Below are 11590 nucleotides of genomic sequence, written 5' to 3' on the forward strand. Positions count from 1 at the left end.
CGCCGCCGCCGACTACCGGGCGCTCGGCGAATGGCCGCGGAAACCCCGTCTCCCCTGACACACAGGACAGCTCCTCGTCCCAGGACCGGTTCGACCCCTTCGACGCTTTACAACGTTGTATCAACGATGTAAAAACGTTCTGACGGCCAGCCGTGGCCCGGCTCACACCGGTTCCCACCGGCCACGGGGTCGTGGTTTCACGCCTGCACAGGTCCAGTGGGAGGCGCACTCCGCCGAGGCGGCCGCCCCCCGGAGAAGGGTGTCGAACAGATGTTGTCAACGTTGTCACCTCATCGCCCCAGAGGTACGTCCCGAAGTACCGGACGTCTTCGGAAGACCCTGACCGTCGCGGTGGCCGCCATAGCCGCCCTGTCGATGACATCGGGAGCCGCGACAGCCGCGGACAGCGGCTGGAAGATGGGCAAGCCGCGCCTGACCACCCCGTGGACGAACCAGGTGTCGCCCTCGAACGCGCTGCCCGAGTACCCCCGCCCGCAACTCGTGCGCCAGGACTGGCAGAACCTCAACGGGCTCTGGGAGTTCGCCGGCGCCGCACCCGGCGAAGTCCCGCCGTTCGGCGAGCGGCTCGCCGAGAAGATCCTGGTCCCCTACCCGACCGAGTCCGCGCTTTCCGGGATCCAGCGGCACGAGGACCACATGTGGTATCGGCGCACGTTCACCGTGCCCAAGAACTGGGGCGTGGGCAAGGACAACACCCTCCGGATCAACTTCGGCGCCGTCGACTACAAGGCGAAGGTCTACGTCAACGGCAAGGAGGTGGCCGCGCATCAAGGCGGCTACGGCGCGTTCTCCGCGGACGTCACCTCGGCGCTGAAACCCAAGGGTGAGCAGGAGATCATCGTCGGTGTCGAGGATCGCGCCGACGCCACCTGGCAGCCTGTCGGCAAACAGCGCCTCGTCCCCGATCGCGGGATCTTCTACGAAGGCGCCTCGGGCATCTGGCAGACGGTGTGGATGGAACCGGTCGCGGCGAAGCACGTCGGCACGCTCGGCATGGTCCCCGACCTCAAGTCGTCCACGCTCAAGCTGACCGTCGACACCGGCGGGAACTCGGGGCTGACCGTCGAAGCCGTGGTCCGCGACGGCCGCAAGGTGGTCAGCCGCAGCAAGGCCTCCGCCGCGGGCACGATCTCCCTGCCGGTGCCCAAGGCGAAGCTCTGGTCGCCGGATTCGCCCTTCCTCTACGACCTCGACGTCGAACTGAAGGACGGCCGCCGCACCGTCGACAAGGTGTCGTCCTACTTCGGCATGCGTGAATTCGGCACCACGAAGGGCGCCGACGGCAAGCTCCGGTTCACGCTCAACGGCAAGATCCTCTTCCTGCAGTCCACTTTGGACCAGGGTTACTGGCCGGACGGCATCTACACCGCGCCGACCGACCAGGCGCTGCGCTTCGACCTCGAGCAGCACAAGGTCCTCGGCTTCAACACGGTCCGCAAGCACATCAAGACCGAACCCGATCGCTGGTACCACCACGCCGACAAGCTCGGTCTGCTCGTCTGGCAGGACATGCCGTCGATGCGCACCGGCGGCCGTCCTCCCGTCGACGCGCAACAGCAGTTCAAGGTCGAGCTGAAGGAACTGGTGGAGCAGAAGAAGAACTGGACCTCGATCGTCGGATACGTGCCGTTCAACGAGGGCTGGGCGGAGTGGTCGCGCGAGGAAACCGGGAAGGTCGCCGAAAGCGTCAAGGCCCAGGACCCGACCAGGCTGGTCAACGCACACAGTGGGGTCAACTGCTGCGATTCGCTCGGCGACTCCGGCAAGGGTGACGTCCTCGACTGGCACGCCTACCCGGGTCCCGCGAAGCCGATGCCCGACGCCAAGCGGATCTCGATCGACGGCGAACACGGCGGTTACGGCCTCGAGGTCAAGGACCACATGTGGTTCGGCGAAGGCCACGCCTACGAGATGGTGAAGGACCAGGCGACCCTGAACAGCCGCTACGTCCAGAACCAGCGCGACGTGCTCGCCTCGGCGCAGAGCTGCGGCATCAGCGGCTCGATCTACACGCAGATCACCGACGTCGAGCACGAGGTCAACGGCTTCTTCACCTACGACAGGCAGGTGAAGAAGATGGACTTCGCGCAGGTGCGCGCGGTCAACCAGGCGATCATCCGCAACGCCGACGGCAGTGGTTCGGGCGCACCCGACCCGGGCCCCGGCACACCGGGACTCACCGGTGTGCACGCCTACAAGTTCAACGAGGGCAACGGATCCAGCGCGGCGGACTCGGTCGGCACGGCGCACGCCACGCTGACCAACGCGCAGTGGGCAGGCGGTGCCGAAGGCGGCGCACTGGCCTTCGCGGGCAATGGACAGGCCGACACCGGGGCGACCCTCGTCAACACGGCGGGCAGCTACTCGGTCTCGGCGTGGGCGAAGCTGGATGAGGCGAGCGGCGCTTTCCAGACCGTCGTCAGCCAGGACACCGGACGCGACAGCGCCTTCTTCCTGCAGTACTCCGGGCAAGAGCAGCGGTGGGCCATGAGCTTCGTCGGCCTCCGCGCCCTGTCGCCGGAGAAGCCGGAAGTCGGCAAGTGGTACCACCTGACCGGCGTTCGCGACGCCAAGGCGGGCACGTTGTCGCTGTACGTCGACGGCAAGAAGGTCGCCTCGCAGAACGCCTGCTCCGCTGCGCAGAGCACCGGGCACACGGTGATCGGCCGCGGTCAGTACGGCGGTCAGCAGGTCGACTTCCTGCGCGGCGCGGTGGACGACGTCCGGCTCTACGACCGGCCGCTGTCCGACGCCGAGGTCGCAACGCTCGCGAAGCGCGACTGAGGTACGTGAAGGCCCCCTTCATTGCGCTAGAAGCGGTGAAGGGGGCCTTCCCCTACGACTCGATCCACTCCCGCACGATCTCGCCGAGTACGGGCAAGGGCACTTGCCCGTGCCTCAGCACGACGTCGTGGAAGTCGCGGATGTCGAAGGCCTCACCCAGCCGCTCTTCGGCGAGAGCACGCAACCGCTGGATCTCCAGCCTGCCCGTCATGTACGAGAGCGCCTGACCAGGCCATTCGATGTACCGGTCGGTCTCGGACTGCACCTCGACGTCACTGAGCACGCAGTGTTCGGTGAGGTAGCCCACGCATTGCTGCCGGGTCCAGCCCAAAGCGTGCAGGCCGGTATCGACGACGAGCCGGGCCGCGCGCAGCGAGTCCTCCGCGACCATGCCCAGCCGCATCAGATCGTCGGAGTAGAGGCCCATCTCGTCGGCGAGCCGTTCGGTATAGAGCGCCCAGCCCTCGTCGAACGCCGAGAGCGGGACGAGTTTGCGCAGCGCGGGCACTCCGTCGAGTTCGTGGGCCGTACATGCCTGGAAGTGGTGTCCTGGAACGGCTTCATGGAAGGCGACGGACTCCGCGATGAACCGGAACCGCTCCTCGACCCGATACGTGTTCGTGTAGTAGACGCCCGGACGGCTGCCGTCGCCCGCGGGCGTCATGTAGTACGCCTGCGCGGCGGACGGTCCTTCCGATGCCGGCACGGCGCGGACGACGCATTCGGCGGACGGCGTCCGGCGGAACCAGCCGGGAGCGGCGGCCGTCGCCCGCGCGACCGCTTCCGCCGCTGTCGTGACCATCTCGTCCGCGTCGCGCCAGCACAGTGACGGATCGGTGCGCAGCCGCCGACGGACCACGATGGGATCGTCCTCGCCGAACAGGGCGGTGCCGAGCAGGCGGTACTCCTCTTCCAGCGCCCGGCCGAGTTCGAGGCCGGTCTCGTGCAGCTCCTCCGGAGTGATCCCGGTGGTGGTGTGCGTCCGGGCCAGCCGCGTATAGCTCTCCTTGCCGCCCTCGAGCCAGCAGAGACCCGGCTGTTCGTCGGGGCGTCCGCGCCCGGCGACGTCGCGGGCGAGCATGTCGCGATACGCGACGAGCGCCGGGCGGACCTTTTCGGCGAACAACCGCTCCCGCCTTGTCTCGCGGTCACCGGTCAGCGGCGGGGTCAGCAGGGCGTTGGGTTCGACGGCCAGGAATCGGTCGACGTGGGCGATGGCGTTGCCGACAGCGCGTTCCACCGGTGTCCGCCCCGCCGCGATCCCGGCGCGATACCGGTCGCCCAGGCCCGCGAGGAACCCGGGGATCGCCGCCATCCTGGCCAGGTAGTCCTCCTCGGCCTGCTCCCCCGACGGCGCCAGTTGAGGAAGCCAAGACAGCATTCCGGCGCCCTCTGCGGCCATCGGATCGGCGACGATGAACTCGATCTTCCCGGAGTCCAGCCTCGCCAGAAGCCCTTCCGCGTGATGGGCGACCACACCGAGGGTGACCCAGTCCGGATCCGTGGACCGGGCGGCCCGCTCCCCGACCCGCACGGCCACCTCGCGCAGCCGGGCGTCACCGGCCTCGGAGACGTCCCGCAACTCGTGATCATGGCCGGGGATGTCGTCGAACGTCGCCATCAACGGGATCTCGGCCGCGAGGGCGTCGAGCAGTTCGTCGGCCAGCTCCGCCGCTGTCGGCTGTTCGCTCATATCCGACAACTACCAGACCGGTCCCGGTTCGCGCTCACCTTTTACCCCGCGGTGCCGAGCATCCGTTCGGTCGGGCCGGTGTAGGCACTCGACGGCCGGATGAGGCTGTTGTCCGCCAGTTGCTCGGCGATGTGCGCGGTCCAGCCGGTGATCCGGGCGGCGACGAAGATCGGGGTGAACACGGGGGTGTCGAAGCCGATCAGGTGGTACGCCGGGCCCGCGGGATAGTCCAGGTTGGGGTGCAGTCCCTTCGCGCCGGCCATCGCGCGCGCCAGGGCTTCGTAGAGATCGAGCAGGTGGTGGCCGTCGCGGAGTTCCGCGATCTCCTGCAGCGCCCGGCGCATGGTGGGCACGCGGGAGTCGCCCTTCTTGTAGACGCGGTGCCCGAAGCCCATGATCTTGCGCTTCCCCGCCAACGCCGCGGCGAGCCAGGCCTCGGCGTTGGCCGCGGTGCCGATCTCCTCGAACGTCGTCATGACGGCTTCGTTGGCCCCGCCGTGCAGCGGGCCCTTGAGCGCGCCGATGGCCGCGGTGACTGCGCTGTAGAGATCCGAAAGCGTGGACGTGACGACCCGTGAGGTGAACGTGGAGGCGTTGAAACTGTGCTCGGCGTAGAGGACCAGCGACGTCTCGAAAGCCCGGACGATCACGGGTTCGGGAACCTCGCCGAGCGTCATGTACAGGAAGTTCTCCGCGTAGCCGAGGTCGTCGCGCGGCGCGAGCGGGAGCAGGCCGTGCCTGCGCCGCTGGGTCAGCGCGACGACGGCGGGAAGCGCGGCGAACAGCCGGAGTGCCTTGGCACGGTTGGCTTCCAGACCGTTGTCGTCCTCGTGCGGGTCGTGCGCGCCCAGGATGCTGACGGCGGTGCGCAGGGTGTCCATCGGATGCGCGGTCTCCGGCAACGACAGCAGGGTCAGCACGAGATCCCTCGGCAGGGTCCGGTGAGCCCGCTCGGCCTCGTTCTGCGCGGCCAGCTGTTCCGGTGTCGGCAGTTCGCCGTACCAGAGCAGGTACGCGACCTCCTCGAAGCGGCATTTCCCGGCCAGATCCTGGACGGGGTAACCGCGGTAGGTCAAAGAGTTGGTGTCGGGGTTGACCATCGACACCTCGGTGGTGTCGACGACGACTCCGGCGAGTCCTTTGTGGATACTGGGTGCGGACATGGGCGTCCCCTCAGAGGCGGAAGGTGTGGACGTTCTCGTCGAACGTGGTGTAGGACCGGTAGTCGAGCAGGTCGTAGAGGTCGCGCCGGTGCTGCATCCGGTCGAGCAGTTCCGCCTGGGTGCCCTGTTCGGCGATGGCGTCCAGCCCGGCTCCGGCAGCGTGCATCGCCAGGCGCAACAGGGTGACCGGGTAGATCACGACGTTCACACCCAGGGATTCCAGCGTTTTCACGTCCAGCAGCTCACTTTTCCCGAACTCGGTCATATTCGCCAGGATCGGGATGTCCACGGCGGCGCGCATCCGTTCGAAATCGCCCGCGTTCCGCATCGCCTCGGGGAAGAGGAGATCGGCTCCGGCGTCGGCGTAGGCCTTCGCGCGATCGATGGCGTCGTCGATGCCGTGGACGGCGGCCGCGTCGGTGCGGGCGGCGATGACGAAATCCGGATCGCGGCGGGCGGTGACAGCGGCGGTGATCCGCCGGACAGCGACGTCCCGCTCGACAACGTCCTTGCCGTCGAGGTGACCACACCGTTTGGGGTTCACCTGATCCTCCAGGTGCAGTCCGGCCACCCCCGCGTCCTCCAGTATCTGCAGGGTGCGGGCCGCGTTCATCGGCTCGCCGAAGCCCGTGTCGGCGTCGACCAGCGCGGGCAGCGCGGTGACCCGGGCGATCTGCTGCGATCGTCCGGCGACCTCGGTGAGCGTGGTCAGCCCGATGTCCGGCAGGCCGAGTTCCGCCGAAAGGACCGCGCCCGAGATGTAGACCCCTTCGAATCCGCGACGTTCGATCAGCTTGGCCGACAACGGGTTGAACGCGCCGGGAAAGCGTTGCAGTGTCCCGGAGTCCAGCCCCGCGCGGAAAGCGGCCCGCTTCCGCGCGGCCGTGGGAGCGGCGTGCAGCATCAGAAGATCCCCTTGCTCGTCGGCACGGCGTCGAGCCCGGCCTGGAGCGCGATCCCGGCGACTTCGGCCGCGTCCAGTTCCCCGAGCCGGGTGACCTTGTCGAGGAACCGGTCCTGATCGGCGGCGGCGATCACCCCGTCGGCCAGCGTACGGAACTTGGCGAGGTACTGCTCGCGGGCGAACGGCCGTTCCCCGGCCGGGTGAGCGTCGGCGACGGCGATCTCGTCGGCCAGCACCGTTCCGTCTGCCAGCGTGATCTCGACACGGCCGCCGAAGGCCGGTTCGGGCGCGTGATAGCGGCGGGTCCACTCGGGATCCTCGACGGTGGCCACCTTCTGCCACAGTTCCACTGTGTCCGGTCGCGTCGCGCGTGCCCGGTCGTAGGACTTCTCGTGGTGCCACACACCGTCTTGCAGGGCGACAGCGAAGATGTACGGGATCGAGTGATCCAGCGTTTCGCGGCTGGCCTGGGGATCGTACTTCTGCGGATCGCCCGAACCGGAGCCGATCACGTGATGCGTGTGATGGCTGGTGTGGATGAGGATCCGCTCGATCTTGCCGAACTCACCGATCCTCGGGCCGAGCCGCCGCGCGAGATCGATCAGCGCCTGACTCTGGTACTCAGCCGAGTGCTCCTTGGTGTAAGTGTCCAGAATGGACCGTTTGGGCTCGCCCGGTGCGGGGAGCGGCACGGTGTACTCGGCGTCCGGACCGCTCAGCAGCCACGCGATGAAACCGTCCTCTCCTTCGTAGATCGGGCTCGGCGCTCCTTCGCCGCGCATCACCCTGTCGACGGCCTCGATCGCGGCCTTGCCCGCGAATGCGGGCGCGTAGGCCTTCCACGACGAGATCTCGCCCTTGCGGGACTGGCGGGTCGTCGTCGTGGTGTGCAGTGCCTGGCCGATGGCCTGGTACACGGTCGCGGTGTCCAGCCCCAGCAGCGCGCCGATGCCGCCCGCGACAGACGGGCCGAGATGGGCGATGTGGTCGATCTTGTGTTCGTGCAGGCAGATCCCTCGGACGAGGTCTACTTGGAGTTCGTACCCGGCGGCGATCCCGCGGAGCACGTCCGCGCCGGTGCGCCCGGTGTGCTGGGCGACGGCGAGGATCGGCGGGATGTTGTCGCCGGGATGCGAGTAGTCGGCGGCGAGGAAGGTGTCGTGATAGTCGAGTTCCCGCACCGCGACGCCGTTGGCCCAGGCCGCCCATTCCGGGGAGAACCGGCCTTCGACCCCGAACACCGCGGCACCCGGTCCGCCGGGATGCGCGAGTGCCTGGTCGCGCGCCGAGCGAACGGGGCGCCGTGCCAGCGACGCGGCCGCCACGGCGGCGTTGTCGATCACCCGGTTGATCACCATGTCGGCGACCTCTCCGGTGACGGGGACGTCGTCGGTGGCGACGGCGGCGAGCTTCCACGCCAGCTGTTCCTCGCGGGGAGGCGACTCGGCGGAGCGGTAAGCGCGGACGGTGTGGTCGATCATGGTTCCCCTCGGTTGTGAACCTTGTGATGTCCTGCCCTGAGCGTGGCACCTTCGGAAACTCCTTGCTACCGCTTGGCACTGTGAAACCTTGTGAACGTTCGCGGGCATCTTGTAAAGGTTGTTACAGTCGGCTTGTGGAGAAGATGTACGCGGGCGCCCGGCTTCGCCAGCTGCGAGAAGACCGTTCGATGACCCAATCCGAACTGGCCAGACTGCTGGAGATCTCCCCCAGCTACGTCAACCAGCTCGAACACAACGGCAGGCCGCTGACCCTGCCGGTCCTGCTGAAGCTCACCGAGACCTTCGGCGTGGACACGGAGTTCTTCGCCGCCCGGGACACCGCCCGGCTGGTCGCCGACGTCCGCGAGGTGTTCGGCGACAACACCGTCAGCGGCGCGATCTCCGCCGGCGAGGTCGACGCGCTGACCACCACGCTGCCCGAGGTGGCGCGGACGCTCGTCGCGTTGCACCGCCGCTACCGCGAGGCGGTGGAGAACATCGCGACGCTGGTGACCGAGCAGGGGCTGGACCGCTCGACGGCGCAGCAACCGCACGAAGAGATCCGCGACTGGTTCTATCTGCGCCGCAACCACGTCGCCGAACTCGACACCCCCGCCGAGAAGCTCGCCGCCGAGTTGCGCCTCCACCCGGGCGAAGTCCGCAATGGACTGGCCGCCGGACTGCTGGACCGCCACGGCGTCAAAGTGGTCACCGAATCCCTGGGCGCCGATCAGCATCACTTCGACACGAGAAAGAAGACCCTGCGCCTCTCCCCCGCGCTACGTCCGGGACAGGCCGCGTTCCGGCTCGCGTCCGAACTGGCGCTGCTGGAGGCAGGCGACGTGATCGACCGGCTCGTCGACGACGGGAAGTTCAGTGGCGAAACCGCCCGCCGGCTCGCGCGGATCGGCTTGGCCAACTACTACGCGGGCGCGCTCGTACTGCCGTACCGCGTCCTCCTCGGCGCCGCTGAGCGCCACCGCTACGACATCACGCGCCTGTCCGACCAATTCGGCGTCGGCTTCGAGACGATCTGCCATCGACTGTCCACTTTGCAGCGAACGGGCACCCGCGGCGTTCCGTTCTCCTTCGTACGGGTCGATCGTGCGGGCAACATCTCGAAACGCCAGTCCGCCACCGGGTTCCATTTCTCGCGCATCGGCGGCTCGTGTCCACTGTGGATCGTCTACGAGGCATTCAGTTCGCCGGGCCGGATCCTCACCCAGATCGCCGAACTCCCGGACGGCAAGAAGTACTTCTGGCTCGCCCGCACCGTTTCCCGCGCGGCGGGCGGGCACGGCGATCCCGGCAAGACGTTCGCGATCGGGCTCGGCTGCGAACTCCGGCACGCACGGCGACTCGTGTACTCCGACGGGCTGGCGCTCGGCACCGGCGCGGCCGTCACCCCGATCGGGATGGGGTGCAAGGTCTGCGAACGACCCGCGTGCCCCCAGCGCGCCTTCCCCGCGATCGGGAAACCGATGCGGGTGGACGAGCATTCGTCCAGCCTGCTGCCCTACCCGCCACTCTCGTGAGTGGCGGTTTATCGAGGAGAACGGCAAACCTGGCGTGTTCGTGGCCAGGGCTGGAGGTTCAGCCAGTGTGAGGCGAGGTGTCGCTCGTCGGCCCCGCTCCCACACACCACCACTCACGAGACCCATCGCGCACCTGAGGCGTACGCCACACCCTCGACATAGTCGGACTTCCTACTTTATGGTGTCCACAGGTCTGCGGTGCAGGGAAGCCGGTGAAAATCCGGTGCGGTCCCGCCACTGTGACCGGGGAGCGGCGCTCCTGCAGAGAAGGCCACTGGCGCGAGCCGGGAAGGCCGGAGCCGCCGCGGATCCGGGAGCCAGGATACCGGCCGCAGACGTGTCGTGTTCGTCCACGAGGATGGAGCTGAACGCATGCGGATTCTTCCTGCCTGCGCGAAAGTCGCCGACCCGCCACCACCCCGGCGGTAAGTCGTCCGTACTCCCCTGCCCGGCCGCCGATCGTGGTCACGGGCGGCTCCGTCCTGCGCACTTTCGGAAAGGGCATCCATGAGCACCGAACTCAGTCACTTCGTCGGCGGCAAGCCGGTGGCGGGAACGTCCGGCCGGTTCGCCGACGTCTTCGACCCCAGCACCGGCGCCGTCCAGGCCCGTGTCCCACTCGCCTCGGCCACCGAGGTCGCCGCGGTCGTCGCCGACGCGGCGCAGGCCCAGCTCGAGTGGGCCCGCTGGAACCCGCAGAAGCGGGCCCGGGTGCTGATGAAGTTCGTCGACCTCGTCCGCGCCGAAGAAGACTCCCTCGCCCGCCTGCTCTCTTCAGAACACGGCAAAACCGTCCCCGACGCGCGGGGTGACATCCAGCGCGGTCTCGAAGTGGTCGAGTTCGCCATCGGCATCCCGCACCTGCTCAAAGGCGAGTACAGCGACAGCGCGGGCACCGGCATCGACGTCTACTCGATGCGGCAGCCGCTCGGCGTGGTCGCGGGCATCACCCCGTTCAACTTCCCCGCGATGATCCCGCTCTGGAAGGCCGCCCCGGCGATCGCCTGCGGGAACTCCTTCGTGCTCAAACCGTCCGAACGCGACCCCTCGGTCCCGCTGCGGCTGGCCGAACTCTTCCTCGAAGCCGGCTTGCCGCCGGGCGTGTTCAACGTGGTCAACGGCGACAAGGAAGCCGTCGACGCGCTGCTCACCGATCCTCGCGTCGAGGCCATCGGTTTCGTCGGCTCGTCGTCGATCGCCGAGTACATCTACACGACCGCGGCCGCGCACGGAAAGCGCGCGCAGTGCTTCGGCGGCGCCAAGAACCACATGATCGTGATGCCGGACGCCGACCTCGACCAGGTCGTCGACGCACTGATCGGCGCCGGGTACGGCTCCGCGGGCGAACGCTGCATGGCGATCTCGGTGGCCGTCCCGGTCGGCGAGGCCACCGCCGACGCGCTGGCCGCCCGGCTGACCGAGCGCGTCAAGACGCTCAAGATCGGTGCCTCGCTCGACGAAACCGCCGACTTCGGGCCGCTGGTCACCGCCGAGGCCGTCCAGCGCGTCCGCGACTACATCGACATCGGCGTCGCCGAAGGGGCGAAACTGCTGGTCGACGGTCGCGGGACCACTGTGGACGGTCACGAGAACGGTTTCTTCCTCGGCGGCTGCCTGTTCGACCACGTCACCGCCGACATGCGGATCTACCGCGAGGAGATCTTCGGCCCGGTGCTGTCGATCGTGCGCGCGGCCGACTACGAGGAAGCGCTGCGCCTGCCCAGTGAACACGAGTACGGCAACGGCGTCGCGATCTTCACCCGCGACGGTGACACGGCCCGCGACTTCACCTCGCGGGTGAACACCGGCATGGTCGGGGTCAACGTGCCCATCCCGGTCCCGATCGCGTACCACACCTTCGGCGGCTGGAAGCGCTCCGGTTTCGGCGATCTCAACCAGCACGGACCGGACTCGATCCGGTTCTACACCAAGACCAAGACGGTCACCTCGCGCTGGCCTTCGGGCACCAAGGAAGGCGCCAGCTTCGTCATCCCGACGATGAGCTGAGG

7 protein-coding genes and 1 riboswitch are annotated in these 11590 nt (G+C 68.2%); of the genes, 3 read left to right on the forward strand and 4 right to left on the reverse strand.

What is annotated here, in order from left to right; genetic code table 11:
- The first annotated feature begins 375 nt into the window (after positions 1-375).
- On the forward strand, positions 376-2805 hold the full coding sequence (locus HDA45_RS01220; RefSeq protein WP_221470979.1) for a LamG-like jellyroll fold domain-containing protein: 2430 nt from the start codon (positions 376-378) through the stop codon (positions 2803-2805).
- A gap of 52 nt (positions 2806-2857) precedes the next feature.
- Here HDA45_RS01220 and HDA45_RS01225 read toward each other — a convergent pair whose 3' ends face one another.
- From HDA45_RS01225 to HDA45_RS01240, 4 genes are read right to left on the reverse strand one after another with little or no spacing between them, the layout of a single operon-like run.
- Positions 2858-4498, reverse strand: a complete 1641-nt coding sequence (locus tag HDA45_RS01225; RefSeq protein WP_184891452.1) for a DUF885 domain-containing protein — start codon at positions 4496-4498, stop codon at positions 2858-2860.
- Positions 4499-4539: 41 nt separating this feature from the next.
- Complete coding sequence (locus HDA45_RS01230) at positions 4540-5661, reverse strand: bifunctional 2-methylcitrate synthase/citrate synthase (protein WP_184891453.1); 1122 nt, start codon at positions 5659-5661, stop codon at positions 4540-4542.
- Positions 5662-5671: 10 nt separating this feature from the next.
- A complete protein-coding gene (prpB, locus tag HDA45_RS01235; RefSeq protein WP_184891454.1) occupies positions 5672-6565 on the reverse strand; it encodes a methylisocitrate lyase in 894 nt (297 codons plus the stop codon).
- The gene (locus HDA45_RS01240) at positions 6565-8046 is read right to left on the reverse strand and encodes an MmgE/PrpD family protein (protein WP_184891455.1); all 1482 of its coding nucleotides are present in this window, start codon (positions 8044-8046) and stop codon (positions 6565-6567) included. Before HDA45_RS01240 ends, prpB begins: the two co-directional genes overlap by 1 nt.
- A 134-nt stretch (positions 8047-8180) precedes the next feature.
- Between HDA45_RS01240 and HDA45_RS01245 the strand changes: the two genes are divergently transcribed.
- Together HDA45_RS01245 and HDA45_RS01250 are read left to right on the forward strand one after the other, a co-directional pair.
- Positions 8181-9581 (forward strand): short-chain fatty acyl-CoA regulator family protein, encoded by a 1401-nt coding sequence (locus HDA45_RS01245; RefSeq protein WP_184891456.1) that lies wholly within the window; start codon positions 8181-8183, stop codon positions 9579-9581.
- Positions 9582-9743: 162 nt separating this feature from the next.
- Positions 9744-9929, forward strand: a riboswitch (cobalamin riboswitch).
- A 159-nt stretch (positions 9930-10088) separates the two neighbouring features.
- The gene (locus HDA45_RS01250; RefSeq protein WP_184891457.1) at positions 10089-11588 is read left to right on the forward strand and encodes a CoA-acylating methylmalonate-semialdehyde dehydrogenase; all 1500 of its coding nucleotides are present in this window, start codon (positions 10089-10091) and stop codon (positions 11586-11588) included.
- Positions 11589-11590 lie beyond the last annotated feature (2 nt).

This window comes from Amycolatopsis umgeniensis (assembly GCF_014205155.1).
GTDB classification, from domain to species: Bacteria; Actinomycetota; Actinomycetes; order Mycobacteriales; family Pseudonocardiaceae; genus Amycolatopsis; species Amycolatopsis umgeniensis.

Excerpts from the sequence above, each read along its gene's own strand:
- HDA45_RS01220 (WP_221470979.1), top strand. The coding sequence starts at position 376 with ATGACATCGGGAGCCGCGACAGCCGCGGACAGCGGCTGGAAGATGGGC.
- HDA45_RS01225 (WP_184891452.1), bottom strand. The coding sequence starts at position 4,498 with ATGAGCGAACAGCCGACAGCGGCGGAGCTGGCCGACGAACTGCTCGAC.
- HDA45_RS01230 (WP_184891453.1), bottom strand. The coding sequence starts at position 5,661 with ATGTCCGCACCCAGTATCCACAAAGGACTCGCCGGAGTCGTCGTCGAC.
- prpB (WP_184891454.1), bottom strand. The coding sequence starts at position 6,565 with ATGCTGCACGCCGCTCCCACGGCCGCGCGGAAGCGGGCCGCTTTCCGC.
- HDA45_RS01240 (WP_184891455.1), bottom strand. The coding sequence starts at position 8,046 with ATGATCGACCACACCGTCCGCGCTTACCGCTCCGCCGAGTCGCCTCCC.
- HDA45_RS01250 (WP_184891457.1), top strand. The coding sequence starts at position 10,089 with ATGAGCACCGAACTCAGTCACTTCGTCGGCGGCAAGCCGGTGGCGGGA.